The following is a 15,013-nucleotide window of genomic DNA, read 5'->3' as shown; positions in this document are numbered from 1 at the left end:
GTTTCGAGGAGGCACGGTCTGCATGCGGGAGCGCGAATCATACGGGTATGGCGGGATGCGTGCGCATCAGGCTTCTACGAGGGTGGTACCGGTGTCGGCTTCTTCGATGGCGAATGAGAGCGGTGACACGGCATCATCTGATTCGAGATGCACGCGTACAAAATGCTCCATGAACCAGCGTGTTGGATAGCTGGGGATGGCGCGATTCAGGTAGGCTGCAAGAAACGGATGCACCCGAAGCGTAACGGCGCGGTGCTGAGCTGCATGTTCGGCTACCCAGGTACCGAGGGCGTCGACAACCTCATCGGCCGGTCGTGTTGCCTCGGCGCCGTGCTGCACGCGCTCGCTTTCGGCTTGTTCGATTTTGCTGCGAAGCCGTTCGGCTTCTTCGGCCTGCTTGTCGCGTTCACCTTGGGCCGAGCGCGCCGCCTCACGAGCCGACTGGGCTTCGCGCTTCGCCTTGTCGCGCTCTTGCTGGGCCTGCTTATGGGCCGACCGCTCCACGTTGAGCGTCTTTCGAACCTCAGCAAGCTCTTCTTGCAGCGAAGCAATCTGCTTCTGGGTTTGCTTATCTGCGGGAGCCTCAGAACGCGACGAAGAGGCTTCGGCGTCTTGCTCAAGGGTTTCCAGTTTAGCTTCCCGCTCTTCAAGCCGCTCTCGGGTTTTCTGGAGCCGGTTTTCGAGCCGCTGCATGCGCGAATCGGCTTCGCGCAGCTGCTGGCGATACTTGCTGATATCAGAGTCGTCGCTTAACGCGGCCCCGCTTGAAGACGCGAAAGACGATGTAAGGCTGGGCCGCAAGCGCTGGCGCGTAATCTCGACCAGTCCGAAATCGCTCATAGGCAAGACTTTCGTGACGGCACGGTCGTCTTCGAAACAGCCTTTCAGTTCATCATAGACCTTCTTGCGGGCCCCCTCATCGCGCAGGTCAATGAAGTCAACGACGATGATGCCCCCGATGTCGCGCAGGCGCACCTGGCGGGCGATGACGCGCGCCGCCTCAAGGTTAACGGCAAGCGAGTTTTCGGCTTGCGACTTCCCCCGTCCAGAGCGCCCTGAGTTGACGTCGACCACGTGCATGGCTTCGGTCTTTTCAATGAAAAGGTAGCCCCCTGAAGGCAGTTCAACGCGGTCTTTGAAGGCGCGGTCGGCTCCCTGTTGGATGCCAGCGGCCTCGAACACGGGGTTGTTGCCACTATGGTACTCAACGCGCGACACCATAGACGGGGCTACGGCGCGAACGTAGCTTCGTACGCTGTGGAAAAGCGCTTTGTGGTCAATGAGGATACGGTCGTAGTCATCCGAGAACTGGTCGCGTATGATAGAAGACGCCATGTCCACGTCCTCATGGATGAGCGTAGGGGCGTTTGACGCCTGTGCAAGGCGGTTTTCAACGCGGCGCCAGCGTTCCAACAGCAGGCGCAGGTCTTTATCGAGCGACTTCGCATCGCGTCCTTCTGCGACGGTGCGTACGATCACTCCAAACCCATCCGGCACGAGGCTTCCGGCAAGCGCTTTGAGGCGATTGCGTTCCTTTTCCTTCTCGATTTTGCGAGATACAGCGACTACCTTCGAAAGCGGCACGAGCACCAGAAACCGACCGGCCATCGACAGGTCGGTTGAGATGCGGCTGCCTTTATTCGAGATTGGTTCCTTCTTAACCTGTACCAGCAGCCGCTGGTTGCGGCTCAGGTGCTTGGTTGGGTCGGGGTTCTGGTCGTGCAGATTGTCGGGCAGGCTGACGGTCTCAACCTTGGGGGTGTTCTGGTTGAGGAAGTTTTTCAGCTGTGGCAGGTTCTCCGACAGATCTGAGAAATGGAGAAACGCATCTTGTTCTTGTCCAATATCGACGAAGGCAGCGCGTATGCTGGGCATAACGCGGCGGACAATCCCCAGATAGAGATTGCCGATCGTGCGCTTGTGTTCGGCATTTTCAATGTAGAGCTCGGCGAGTTTGCCGCCTTCTACGATCGCAATGCGGGTTCGATTATCGGATACATTGACTACTATTTCTTTGGACATAGGGCGGTGTGGGCCGCGCCGCGCTATGCGCTATCGGGGTCAGGGAGTGGGAAACCGTAAGAAGTATAGGCAACGGGAAAAGCATGGAGCGTGTAAGAGAGATCTCATGCAAGTTAATCGTGCAGTGCTAAGCTATCGACCGGGGGCGGGTGCCCGTGGCACGCCGCTTGAGCGGACAGACAGAAAAACGCTCCATGTTCAAGTTGTATAAACAGAAAGAATCCGTGACCATCCGATCGAGCGCGCAGTGCGCGTGTACACGGACAGCTAATGAGCGAGGGATAACGAAGTATGGGGAAGCTGCATCGCAGCTTGTAGGGATGTGGCACAAAGCATGTGCCACTGTATTTCCAAGAGAACATCGGCAGGCCTTTTGCTGAAGAGCGGTCCGCAACGCAATCCACGGCTGCGGGCAGGCACCGGCCGGAAGTTATCTGAGATATGTACGCTGCATGCAGTGTAGCAGGCAATACATATCGGTGCAGTATGTGGGCGCCGTAACGGTTGGGAATGATAAATTACGACGTGACTGCGTATCGATCTCACCCGCAAAATGATCCCTTCGCGGTTTCCTCGCACCAATATGCCGCAAAGTTCTACGCTTGAAGTACGGAAAGAGGGGGCTATGTATTGCCTTTAAATAGAAATTCTTTCACATAGTAGCTCTTTCTTCCATACTATGCATATGCACTAACGCAGCACATAACGGCACAGTAAAAAATCGCTGTACGTGGCATAGCTATGAAGGCAACGTGTGTCTGTGGTCTCTGGTCTCTGCGCAAGCGACACGGAGAAGCGATACGGAGAATTCTGAAAAGCGATGTGCCTGCATAACAGCGGTTATGACGACCATGCCGCCAGGATACAAGCGCGGTGTCTTCGTCTTCAGGATTAGTGCTCCCGGCGCAGCAAAGCAAAGGGCGTAGCGTGATAGCCTCTTGCAGAGTAGTCTTCTACAAGGCAGCACATAGTGTCTGCAATTTGCGCAGCGCACAAGTTCTTTCACAGCAAAATGTACGAGCGTAGCGTTTATGTAGCTTGGAAGCGCTTGTAGTTCAGTCACGGTGCGCGTAACACGACGAGACCGATGCGCACATCATGGTGCGCGATGACTACAAACTGATAAACGCAAACTAATGGACGCAGCAACGAAAACGTCATTCTGGGTTCTACGTCCACGTTGAAGGGACGCCCCGCATGGCGCGCCCCGCATGCGTTGCTGCCCGCGCTGCGCATCGCCAATTCCTTCTAACGACAATAGCATTGCACATATGGCTAACAAAAATGGATCCGAAAAAGTCCGTGGATTAGAGGGCGTCATTGCGCTATCCTCTGAGCTCTCGTCGATTGATGGCGAGGAAGGTAAGCTGGTTTACCGTGGATACGACATTTATGATCTGGCAGAAAACGCCTCATTCGAAGAGGTCGTCTACCTGCTGTGGAATGGTGATCTTCCGAATCAAGGCGAGCTCGACGCCCTGAAGCGTGATCTCCGCGCCGCGCGTGAGCTTCCTGAGCCGGTTATCGACATTCTGCGCAAGGTGCCAGACACGGCCCATCCCATGGCGGTACTCCGTACCGCAGTATCGGCGCTTGGCCTATACGACGATGAAGCCGACGCCGACACGCCCGAGGCGAACCGCCGCAAGGCAACGCGTTTGCTGGCGCGCACGCCGGCGATCATCGCCGCGTATGCTCGCCTGCGCGACGGGAAAGAGCCCATAGCGCCGCTCAGCGAAGCGTCGATGGCGTTTAATTTCCTGTACATGCTCAACGGCGAAGAGCCTGGGACAGCAGCAGAAGACACCTTCGACACCTGTCTGGTGCTGCATGCCGACCACGGGTTGAATGCATCGACCTTCACCAGCCGGGTGATTGGGTCAACGCTTTCAGACATGTACTCGGCTGTCTCGGGAGCTATCGGTGCTCTGAAGGGGCCGCTCCATGGTGGGGCAAACCGTGAAGTAATGCGAATGCTGCTCGACATCGATGAGAAAGGCGCTGACCCGGTCGACTACGTAAACGAGAAGCTCGAAAACAAAGAACGTGTGATGGGTTTTGGCCATCGCGTATATCGCACGATGGACCCCCGTGCTGCGATCTTGCGTGATCGGGTGAAGGCACTCAGCGAAGAGCGTGGCGCCACGAAGTGGTACGACTATAGCATGGCCATCCTGAACACAGTGAAATCCGAAAAAGGATTGGACCCCAATGTCGACTTCTTCAGCGCTTCGACATACTATATGATGGGATTAGATCCCGATCTCTTCACTCCGATTTTTGCACTGAGTCGCTCCGCCGGATGGACCGCCCACCTGCTCGAGCAGTGGGAAGACAACCGGCTTATTCGTCCGCGTGCCGCCTATGTCGGAAAGACAGGCCGTACGGTAACACCCATCAGTGAGCGCGCATAAGCAACATGCACAGCCAAGCCGCTCACATCAGGTGCTCTGCAGACCCATTCTGCAGGGCATCTGATAGTGGTTATAATCTTTACATGCAGTGCTTCGGTCACGAAACCTTTACAGTTGCGACTCCATATGTATTAGTGCGATACACATTACAGGCACTGTTACCTGCATTCGGCACGTTTCTCTTGCACGTTTCCGTCGTCGCATCCTGTACAGCATGTGCGCCCCGACTTGCGCAGCGCATGCGTCCCTGATCGAAGAAGTTCAAGACACGCTGCACCATTACCCTTAGCATCGTTCTCTCTCTTGCCTTATGGCTGTTGACACCTTAGAAAAAGCGGCGGACTCCGGATCCGCCAAAGCCGTCTCTCAAGACAGTCGCTTTCAGCGCTACCGCATCCGCACAGGCATGTTTGCCTGGATGGCGCACCGGCTGAGCGGAGTGGCCCTGGTTGTGTACCTTGTGGTTCACGTTTGGGGACTGCGCGCGCTCACCGACCGGGCTGCCTTTAACGAGCTCATTGCAGGTTATCATGCTCCGATCTTCAAGATTGGGGAGTTTCTGCTGCTCGCAGCCGTGGTGTACCATGCGTTAAATGGCCTCCGTATTGTGCTCATTGACTTTCTGGGGTGGAGCCCGAACCAGAAAAAACTCTTCTGGTCGCTGGGTGCTGTCGCCGTCGTCCTCATTGGCGTAGGTGGCTACCCAACAATCTACTCGCTGGTTGATTTTTTCTTCTTGGCGGGATGATTGGTGTCGTGAATAGCTCGATACCAGCCCCCTGCACTCTTTCAGCCCCTTCTTCCGACTCGACGATCTGTTATGGCACGTGCCGCTTCAAAATCGAACGCCCAGAACTGGTTTCTGCATCGCATCACGGGTACTTTCCTGATCTTCATGCTGATCACGCATTTCTGGGTGCAGCACTATGATCAGCAAACAGCCAGCGTATCACACAGTGTGCTTACAACAGAGCAGATTGAGCAAGGCGAGCTCCCTGAGTATGAGGAAGCTGCTGCTCTGGCTGTAAAAGAACGCTTCGGCGAGGATGCTGAAGTGACGCCGTACGATGTCGTGATGCTGCGCCTGGCCGATCCGGTATACGCGGTGCTCTGGAAAGCATTCAACATTCTGTTTCTAATAGTTGCTCTGCATCACGGCTTTTACGGACTCAACAACGTGATGGCCGACTACATACGAAACCCGATGGCTCGTAAGACAGCTAAGGTGCTTTCGTGGTCGTTGGCACTCGTTCTACTGGTCATTGGTATGTACTCTGTGATCACCGCTGGGTGGTAGTGTACGCCGCTGCCTGGGCCTCCTATTTCTCTGACTGTTTCCGCTCATTTGTCCCTTGTAAACCATGACATTTACCCACGATGTCGTTATTGTTGGTGCCGGCGGAGCGGGCCTCATGGCCGCGCTCTACGCTAAAGAAGGCGGTGCCGATGTCGCCGTTGTCTCAAAGCTCCATCCCCTTCGCTCGCACACAGGCGCTGCCCAAGGTGGCATTAGCGCTTCGCTTGGCAACGAAGAGGAAGACCACTGGCTGTGGCATGCCTTCGACACGGTGAAAGGGAGCGATTACCTGGGCGACCAAGACGCAATCGAAGCGCTCTGCAAGGATGCCCCCCGCACGATTGTTGAACTTGAGCACTACGGCGTCCCCTTTAGCCGTAACTCAGAAGGCACTATCTCGCAGCGTCGCTTTGGCGGACACACGCGCAACTTCGGCGAGTCGCCCGTACGCCGGGCCTGCCACGCGGCTGATCGCACAGGCCACACCATCCTGCATACGCTCTACGATCAGTGCACAAAGCAGGGCGTGCGGTTCTATGATGAGTTTCAGGTGCTCGACCTGATCATGAACCCCGATGGGGAGTGCTCAGGCGTCGTCGCCTATGAGATTCTGACCGGTGAAGTACACACGTTCCATGCTAAAGTGGTCTGCTTCGCTACAGGTGGATACGGACGTGCCTTCAAAACCACGTCGAATGCGCACGCTGGCACAGGCGACGGTATGTCGATGATGCTGCGCGCCGGTATCCCGCTCGAAGACATGGAGTTCGTGCAGTTCCATCCAACCGGGCTTTACCGGCTTGGTATTCTGATTACTGAGGGGGCACGTGGGGAAGGCGGTATCTTGCGGAATTCAGAAGGCGAGCGCTTCATGGAGCGTTATGCTCCAACCGTGAAAGACCTGGCGCCGCGCGACATGGTTTCGCAGTGTATCTACAAAGAGATTCGCGAGGGCCGTGGCGTGAACGGAAAAGACTACGTTAACCTCGACCTCACGCACGTAGCCGATGAGGTGCTCGACAAGAAACTGCCAGAGATCTCTGAGTTCTCGCGCACCTACATGGGGGTAAACCCCAAACAGCAGCCAATCCCCGTTGCCCCAACGTGCCACTACGCGATGGGCGGCATTCCAACAGATGCAGAAGGACGCGTTGAAACGAAAGAGCGCGGCTCTTCCGTACCTGGATTGTATGCAGTGGGCGAATGCGCCTGCGTAAGCGTACACGGGGCCAACCGCCTCGGAACCAACTCACTGCTTGAGCTCGTCGTCTTCGGTCGCCGCGCAGGCATGCAGATGGCTGAAGAGGTGCGCGGTGGTAAGTCCTTCGCCGCGCTGCCCGACAACCCGGAGAAAGAGACGCGCGACCTGTTAGATAATCTGCTTGCAAACACGACAAGCGACGGTGAGCCAACGGTCAACGTGCGTACAGATCTGCAGGAGACCATGATGGCGAACGTCAGTGTCTTTCGCACAGACGAAACGCTCTCAGAAGCTCTTGGCGACCTGCAACAGCTGCGCAAGCGGGCCCAGAATGTGGTCGTGGAGGATAAGGGCAAGAAGTTCAACACGGACTTGATGGATGCGGTCGAGATTGCGTTCATGGTCGACTATGCCGAGGCCATCGCAGCGAGCGCGCACCATCGCACCGAAAGCCGGGGAGCCCACTCGCGTGAGGACTTCCAGAACCGGAACGACGACGACTGGCTTGAGCATACGCTGTTCTACAGCGACTGCAATGGCGAGTACGAGTTTGCCGATAAAGACGTGGTTATCACTCGGTTTGAGCCCAAAGAGCGTAAGTATTAAACCCATTCACCGGGAAGAAGCACAAGCGGGGCAGGCCCCAGGCCGGCCTCTCTGTTCCCTACAACACATCCAGACCTATTTATGGCGACCACCAAAGCAAAAAGCCGGGACACTGCAGCAAAAGCCTCTGACGATAAGGGCACCAGTACGGGTAGTTCTGATATGACGCTCAACGTAGAGATAAAACGCTACAACCCTGAGGTCGATGACGCCCCGCACTGGGAATCGTATGAGGTTCCGGCCGATCCGCTTGACAGTGCGTTGTCGCTGCTGCTCCATGTGAAGTGGCACATCGATGGCACACTCTCGCTTCGAAAAAGCTGCGCACACGGTATCTGCGGCTCTGATGCGATGCAGATCAACGGTGAAAACAAGCTGGCATGCTCGGTACTCGTGCAAGACCTCGTGAGCAGCGATGGCGAGACAGTACGCTTTGCTCCACTTCCTGCAGCTCCGGTCATCAAAGATCTTGTAATTGACCAGAGCCGCTTCTTTGAGAAGTATCGTGAGGTCAAGCCCTGGCTCATCAATGATAACCCGGCGCCCGAGCGCGAGCGCAAGCAGTCGCCCGCCGAACACGAAATCATTGAGGAGGCAACCAAGTGTATCATGTGCGGTGCGTGTACACACGCCTGCCCGAGCACCTGGGCCAGCCCCGATTATCTCGGCCCGGCTGCCATGCTCAAAGCCTATCGGTACACGTTCGACACCCGTGATGATGGTACCGGTGAGCGCCTCGACGTCGTTGACTCTGAAAATGGGCTCTGGAAATGCTATACCATCTTTAACTGCAACGAAGCCTGCCCGAAAGATATCGACATTACACGTTGGCTCTCTGCCCTGAAGCGCCGCTCGGCAGTCACCGCGTAATGAACACGATGAAGCTCTTCCCACTCTTTCGTGTAGCCTTTTAGCATAGCGTCCCATCTGCAATGTGCAGGTGGGACGTTTGTCATTTATGTCTAAACGCCTGCTGCGGCGGGTCCACTACACGCATCACGTAAGCGGAAACCCGTACGTACACCGTGCATTTGTGCGCAGGCATGTATTACCTCGTGCTTCCTATTACACCCCTATGACCGCCCCGCCTCTTCTGTTAGGGATTGAAACCTCGTGCGATGATACCGCCGCCGCCGTGTTGCAAGGACATGATCTGCACTCAAACGTGGTGTCGTCTCAGCACGATGTGCACGCCCAGTATGGAGGCATCGTGCCAGAACTGGCCTCACGTAACCACGAACGCTACATCGGCCCTGTAGTCCGGCAGGCATTGGAAGATGCAGGTGCTTCACCGGTCGACATAGATGGCGTTGCTGTGACACGAGGGCCCGGACTGCCGGGGGCGTTGCTTGTCGGACTTAGCTTTGCCAAGGCCTTCGCGAGTGCTTGCTCGTGCCCCGTCGTTGGTGTCAACCATCTTAAGGGGCACCTATACTCAACCCATGTTACGGCGCCGGGTCCTGAAGTACCCTTTGTAAGCCTCATCGTGTCTGGCGGGCACACCCAGCTTGTACATGTAAAGCCCAACCACACATACACGGTGCTGGGACAAACCCGAGACGACGCTGCAGGGGAAGCCTTCGACAAGGTGGCCCAACTCCTCAACCTGGGTTATCCGGGTGGGCCCGAGGTAGACCGCCTGGCACAACAGGGCGACCCCGCTTTCCATGCATTCCCCCGCTCCAAGTTTGACGACCTGTCGTTCTCGTTTAGCGGGCTCAAAACATCGGTCCTCTATTTTCTGCGCGACATCCCCGAAGACGAGAGGGAAGTCTTCATAAAGCAGTATCGGGCCGATATCTGTGCCTCATTCCAGCAGGCCGTCATCGACGTGTTGGTAGACGCGGTACGCCGGGCCGTTGCACAAACCGGCGTGCGTCACGCTACAGTCGTAGGGGGCGTGTCGGCCAATAGCGGACTGCGGGCTGCGCTCAGCCGGTTTCAAGAGGATGCGAACGTTCGTATCCACCTGCCAGAGCGTCGCTTCTGCATGGACAATGCAGCTATGATCGCAGCTGCAGCCCGTGCCAGCTGGGGGAGCACGCTCCCGGAGCCGAACCTCGACATCGACCCTCGTCTTTCGTTATCCTAATTTTTGTGTACCACTAATGGCCTCCCATAACGATAAACCATCGCTCAGCGAAAGCCTGGAGCATGCTGCACAGTTCTCTGATGCCCTTCCTGCCCTGCCTGACGAACTGGGAGCCAGCGATCTGGCCCCGTGGCGCGACCGCATCGACGCGATCGACAGCCAGTTGGTCCGGTTATTGAATGAGCGAACCGCGTATGCTCACGTTATCGGAGCGATCAAGAACGAGATCGGGATGCGCGCCTATGTGCCCACCCGCGAGGCCGAGGTTATGGAGAATGTGATTGGAGTCAACACGGGCCCTTTCACTGATAATGCCATCCGCCGGATCTTTGAGAAAATTGTCGAAGAGACGCGCGCGCTTGAGCAGCGGACATACGAAGGAAAGACGGACTGAATTGATATACCTGCCTACTGTCGTAACACGAGATACACAGAAGTATGAGTAGATGGATGCCGTGGGCGCTTGGTGGCGCCCTGTGCATGGTTGTAGCTGCAGCTGCGCTGATTGGAGTGGTTTCTTTTTCGGGTAACACGCCCGCATTTGAAGGAGAACGGACCGTAAAACTGCCTAACGGAACGGCGTTTGACGCAGCTGTCGATAGCCTGGAGCAAGCGGGGGTTATACGATCTACGACAACATTCAGATGGTTCGGCACCGCAACTGGATGGCGCAACCAGGTAAAAGCCGGTCATTACGCGTTTGAGTCGGGCGTATCAAACTGGGAGATTCTGGATCGCATCCGAAAGGGGCTGCAGGAGCCGGTGCGTGTTACCATTCCACCGGGCATGCGTCCTGAAGTCGTAGCGCGGGTTGCAGCCCGGCACATGGACTTTGAGGCAGCGGCTTTTGAGGCTGCACTGCGTGATACGACGCTTGCTGCTGAACTGGGAGTTGCGCCGGAAGACCTATTCGGGTACATGCTACCAGAGACTTACCACTTTTACTGGCAGACGCCCGTTGAAACGGTCGTGCGGCGTATCAAAGAATCGTTTGATTCGTTCGCAGAGCGCGAGTTGAGTGAGGGGCTACGCGAGCAAGATCTCACAGCACGAGAGGCTACTATTCTCGCCTCAATTGTGGAATGGGAAACGGGAATCGAAGACGAAAAGCCCCGCGTGGCCGGGGTCTACCTCAATCGTGTAGACCGGGGCATGCCCCTACAGGCCGACCCCACGGTGCAGTATGCCGTGCTCGAACAGGAAGGGTCGAAGCGCCGCCTCTTTTTTGCAGACTACGAAATCGAACACGCCTACAACACATACCAGTTTCGCGGTCTGCCCCCAGGTCCGCTCACGAACCCCTCACCTGCATCCCTGCGTGCAGTCGCCTATCCTGAATCGCACAGCTACCTCTACTTCGTAGCTGATGGTACGGGGGGACACACGTTCAGCCGTACGCTACGAGAGCACAACCGGGCCGCGCAAGAATACTACCGCATCATGCGTGAGCGCCGCGCGCAGCAACGCCGCTGAGCGGTGCGCGACAACGGACGATGTGCAGCCCTCCATAGAACATTATAACGATTCTAAAACTGATAGCGCATGCCCAGCTTGAACACGTTGCGCATCACATCTTCGCTAATCTGCGGGGCCTGTGCAATGGTGCGCTCATCGGGTACTTCGACATCGCCGTAAGGGCGAAAGGCATCGTTGAAGCGCTCTTGCATCCATCCAAAGTCCAGCGTAAGCTGCGGCCCAAACTGATAGCTGAGCCCACCAGACAGAAAGGTGCGATCGCCGCGTGTGCCGTTAGGGTCTGGCTCAGGCTGATAGGCGAGGCCAGCACGTAGCGTAAGGTCGTTGAGGTCGAAGGCGGCGCCGAAGCGAGAGTTGACCGTGACGTCAAGGTCGCGAATGGCCCGATTGAGGGTGGTGAACCGCTCTCCGCTTGCACGGATGTCGAGCGTTGACCAGTCAACAACTTCGAGGTCGCCAGCCAGCGTGAGCGGACCGGTAGACAGTTCGCCTCCTAACGACACACGCCAGGGCGTACGGACTTCGTACTCAAACTCAAAATCATCGAGGCCTCCGGCCGAAAGGGGGCTGCCTTCGTTGAAGAAGGTTTCGATGCGCGTACCAAAGGTCTCGGTAATCGTGTAGTACACGGGCGTGGCGAAAGAGACGCCGAGTTTCAGGTTGGATGCTGGGGCGACAGACGCCCCGAAGCGTCCGCCAACGCCAGCGAGGTCAGCATCAATCGCCTGTTCAAAGGTAAGCGCATCGAATCCCTGAAGTAGCGTGCCATCGTCGAGCAGCACATCGTAGAGATCGTTTGTGTGCGTGTTGTTGACGTCGACCTCTTCGTAGATGCGGTCGAACGTGTATGACCCAAACGTAATGATTAGCGAGCCGCCGAGCATGACATTGGGAGCCACCTCAACAGCGCCTCCAAAGCTGGCATCATAGAGTCCGCCGGTCTCGATAAGATCTTCGCGCTGCTCAACGTTCGTGTCGAAGATCGGACCGGGCGCAACGGCCTGTATGTATTCGCCATCGATGAGCTCAATGGCGCCGGCATCGAAGGCCAGTTGCTCGATACGCGTAAGATCGGCGGCATTGGCCGGAGGCAAGAACGTATCGGTGATCGAGCTCTGGGCGTTGAGCCCTGAGGCAACGAGGGTGCGGTCGAAGCTCCGCGTGCGGTTGATCGCACCACCAACAGTCAGCGAGCCCTGGTCTGTAGGAACGCGATACGTGAAGGCAACATTTCCGATACGATACTCCGTCTGCGTACGTTCGAAGGGACCTGAGAACGTGCCATCGGGGGAAAGGAAGTCCCCTTCGTTCGTCGTGAAATCAGCAGCAAGCCCGCCGGCGACAGAGGAAGTGGTTGCCCATCCCAGTCCGGCCGGATTGCTGGAGAGCGCTGTATATGTAGCAGTGCCGGCAGTTGCATTGGCTCCGACCCAGCCGAGGTCGTGTGCACCGGTAGCCGGCGACCGCTCGCTGTAGCGGAGCACGTCATCAAGGGTTTGAGCGGAAACCCCGGGCGTCCACGCAACGCTGAGAAAGAAACCAAGCGCCAGAAGGGAAGAGCAGATGCGATACATGGCAAGTGGAGGCAAGAGAGCAAACAACGGAATGAGGGGGCAACCTCTGACTGTGTACCCATAGCCGCCCTGCTACGGAAGTAAGTAACGTGTCAGGGCACAGGTTTCGCATAGGTACAGCATAGGGATGCCCTTCCTGCGGTCGGGGTGCTGCGAGCGGCGCCACTGGGCTGGGGGCAAAGGGTATACCCATAGTGCAAATTGCCCCCCGATATTGCCCCGTAGCTCCGGGGCTCTTAGGCTTTGCTTATGGTGCTAAGAGCCTCCATTGAGGTCCAAATTTCGCTTCAGCAACGCTCGCTCTCGCCTGCAAACCAAAACCCAGACGGGCTTTCAGAAGTAGTGCCCAGCATCACCACCCGTTAACGATATCGTGTAAACGTATTTCTATCGAACGGCATAGTTGGCATTGATCTCGAAGACGTGAATAGCTGGCGGTGTGGATTCATTGGTATGCACCGCATATATCTGTCCTCTCCGAAAAGCAACAATGCTTAGCGTCGCAGGAAGCCTGGCTGTATATTGCGGGGTTCCTGTCTCATCGAACAGTAGCAGATTCGCATCTGCACGGAGGGGGCGCCGAGCCAGAATAGCCCCGGTATCAGGATCCACCCACATATCGATTAACGGCGGCGCTGAATCCGGCATAACGGTGCGAACCTGCTCTCGAATAGGTTCAGGTCCGCGCTCGTCAAGGGATACGTTGACTTGCTCTGTTAGAATCGAGTCGATGTCTGCGCCTTCAAGCGGTACAGGCTCTTCGGAATGCGTGATACGTTGCTGCACCGAACCGTCGTATCCATCACGAACTGTGATTTCTGCATCGCCGGTCCATAGGTAATACATAGAGCCATCTGGACCCGAACGCACTACAGACGCACTACCGTATGGAATCGGAACCTGTACCATTGCGCCTCCCCCCTCTTCTGGATCAGACTGCCATACGACATCCGCGGGGAACGTCCAGAGCGTATCATTCTCAACGACACCCGCTGGCGTTACGATTGAAACGAAGCCTGAATCGCTACGATTCCGTTGGATGCGCGGGCGGTACTCTACAGCGAGCTTGTCTTCACTTATCGCGTGAAGTGCATGAGGGCGATGCCGCTTGTTCTCGGGCAGCAGCACGGTGCGCACATATTCAAACTTGCCTTCGAGACGTGCAAAGACACTCATGGCGTGCTCGTTGAAGCGTCCGAGTGCATAAAGCGTGTCGTTATTCGTCGAGAGCGTAAAGACAGGAGACGTCTCGAACTCACCCGGACCTGCGCCTCCCTCTCCGATTGTTTCTTGATAGGTGCCCTCAGCGTCAAACCGAAAGACGGACGCCTGCATGAAATTGCTTGCGAACACCGCGCCATCAGAACCGACTGCTACATCGCGAAAAGAGTTGGACCTAAAATACAGGTCGTGCGCTGGGTCGTCCGTGATTTCGACCGTTGGGGTTACCTCCACCTGCGGGAGGTCGGAAAACGAGTCGCTCCCTGTTCGATCAGCAGCGCATCCACTAGCAATTACAACCACCACTGCGCCCCAATATCCAAGCCACTGCATACAGGTACGTGAACTTTACTTAGCAAGAAATATGTGGCGTAACAAGTATAGGGGCTGCACAGTCTTCCTGCAAGAAGTGTCGCTAACATGACTTAAAAAGACGGCTTCGGCTTACGACATCTCCTCTTCGCGAATGCGTCCGCACACCAGCATACAGAGCGCTGAGAGTGTGGGGTCGTTAATTTCGTAATAGACGTAGAGTCCTTCCTTTCGGCGCGAAAGCAGCCCTTCACGCGCCATCATGCCCAGGTGCTTGCTCACGTTAGCCTGGCGGTGTCCGGTAGCTTCGACCAGTTCGCTCACTGTCATTTCGCCCTTCATCTGGAGCTGGTTGAGCAGTTCAAGACGAACGGTCTCGCTCAAAATCTTAAATCGATTCGCCGCCTGTTCCAGGTGGTCGCTTGGAATGAGTTCATTTGCCATAGTGTACGTATAATGCTTAAAAAGGAGAAAGCTGCACAGTGAGTACGTGCGATTAACCCATGTACGTAGCCTGGCTGGCATGTGCCTGCCTATGAATAGAACACATATGATAGAACACATACGTGAAGCAGTGCAGCAAAGTTGTACGAGGACCGGTTAAGGTCTGACGCGTGAACCAAACAGGTTTCATTAGAGCAGATCTCGTCATGGGGCAACTGATAGGGCAACTGTCTACACGTCTCTGCTCATGCCCGTGGTCGACACCGGTCGGGGCAATCGTTTGATCTGCACCCTACGCCGATGAAAATTGTTGGGCAGCATCGCAATAGCACATGTTCAATAGCACATGTTCAA

Annotated in this window: 12 protein-coding genes; 8 read left to right on the top strand and 4 right to left on the bottom strand. The window is 56.3% G+C overall.

Features of this window, described 5'->3' with window-relative positions:
• Positions 1-66 precede the first annotated feature (66 nt).
• On the bottom strand, positions 67-2,022 hold the full coding sequence (locus tag PPP56_RS07570) for an Rne/Rng family ribonuclease (RefSeq protein WP_353563433.1): 1,956 nt from the start codon (positions 2,020-2,022) through the stop codon (positions 67-69).
• A gap of 1,271 nt (positions 2,023-3,293) precedes the next feature.
• Between PPP56_RS07570 and PPP56_RS07565 the strand changes: the two genes are divergently transcribed.
• The 8 genes from PPP56_RS07565 (at position 3,294) to mltG (ending at position 11,105) form a co-directional block, all read left to right on the top strand.
• Complete coding sequence (locus PPP56_RS07565) at positions 3,294-4,436, top strand: citrate synthase (RefSeq protein WP_353563432.1); 1,143 nt, start codon at positions 3,294-3,296, stop codon at positions 4,434-4,436.
• Positions 4,437-4,746: 310 nt separating this feature from the next.
• Complete coding sequence (sdhC, locus tag PPP56_RS07560; RefSeq protein ID WP_353563431.1) at positions 4,747-5,184, top strand: succinate dehydrogenase, cytochrome b556 subunit; 438 nt, start codon at positions 4,747-4,749, stop codon at positions 5,182-5,184.
• Positions 5,185-5,256: 72 nt separating this feature from the next.
• Positions 5,257-5,733 carry a succinate dehydrogenase hydrophobic membrane anchor subunit gene (locus tag PPP56_RS07555; protein ID WP_353563430.1) on the top strand — a complete coding sequence of 159 codons (477 nt, stop codon included), beginning with the start codon at positions 5,257-5,259 and terminating at the stop codon, positions 5,731-5,733.
• A gap of 64 nt (positions 5,734-5,797) precedes the next feature.
• Positions 5,798-7,540: a succinate dehydrogenase flavoprotein subunit gene (gene sdhA, locus PPP56_RS07550; RefSeq protein WP_353563429.1), complete on the top strand. Its 1,743-nt coding sequence runs from the start codon at positions 5,798-5,800 to the stop codon at positions 7,538-7,540.
• Between the two features lie 162 nt (positions 7,541-7,702).
• Positions 7,703-8,410 carry a succinate dehydrogenase iron-sulfur subunit gene (locus PPP56_RS07545; protein WP_353563451.1) on the top strand — a complete coding sequence of 236 codons (708 nt, stop codon included), beginning with the start codon at positions 7,703-7,705 and terminating at the stop codon, positions 8,408-8,410.
• 205 nt (positions 8,411-8,615) lie between these two features.
• Positions 8,616-9,632 (top strand): tRNA (adenosine(37)-N6)-threonylcarbamoyltransferase complex transferase subunit TsaD, encoded by a 1,017-nt coding sequence (gene tsaD / locus PPP56_RS07540; RefSeq protein WP_353563428.1) that lies wholly within the window; start codon positions 8,616-8,618, stop codon positions 9,630-9,632.
• A gap of 16 nt (positions 9,633-9,648) precedes the next feature.
• Positions 9,649-10,026: a chorismate mutase gene (locus tag PPP56_RS07535; RefSeq protein ID WP_353563427.1), complete on the top strand. Its 378-nt coding sequence runs from the start codon at positions 9,649-9,651 to the stop codon at positions 10,024-10,026.
• A 44-nt stretch (positions 10,027-10,070) separates the two neighbouring features.
• A complete protein-coding gene (gene mltG, locus PPP56_RS07530) occupies positions 10,071-11,105 on the top strand; it encodes an endolytic transglycosylase MltG (RefSeq protein ID WP_353563426.1) in 1,035 nt (344 codons plus the stop codon).
• A gap of 53 nt (positions 11,106-11,158) precedes the next feature.
• On the opposite strand, the gene PPP56_RS07525 is transcribed toward mltG, so the two are convergent.
• The 3 genes from PPP56_RS07525 to PPP56_RS07515 form a co-directional block, all read right to left on the bottom strand.
• Positions 11,159-12,697 carry an OmpP1/FadL family transporter gene (locus PPP56_RS07525; protein WP_353563425.1) on the bottom strand — a complete coding sequence of 513 codons (1,539 nt, stop codon included), beginning with the start codon at positions 12,695-12,697 and terminating at the stop codon, positions 11,159-11,161.
• Between the two features lie 372 nt (positions 12,698-13,069).
• Positions 13,070-14,236 carry a 6-bladed beta-propeller gene (locus tag PPP56_RS07520; RefSeq protein WP_353563424.1) on the bottom strand — a complete coding sequence of 389 codons (1,167 nt, stop codon included), beginning with the start codon at positions 14,234-14,236 and terminating at the stop codon, positions 13,070-13,072.
• Positions 14,237-14,347: 111 nt separating this feature from the next.
• A complete protein-coding gene (locus PPP56_RS07515) occupies positions 14,348-14,659 on the bottom strand; it encodes an ArsR/SmtB family transcription factor (RefSeq protein ID WP_353563423.1) in 312 nt (103 codons plus the stop codon).
• Positions 14,660-15,013 lie beyond the last annotated feature (354 nt).

Origin of the sequence: Longimonas sp. (assembly GCF_040409695.1) — a bacterium.
Taxonomy (GTDB): Bacteria; Bacteroidota; Rhodothermia; order Rhodothermales; family Salinibacteraceae; genus Longimonas.
The sequence above is the reverse complement of the archived record's forward strand: the minus strand, read 5'-3'. Positions and strand labels throughout refer to the sequence as shown.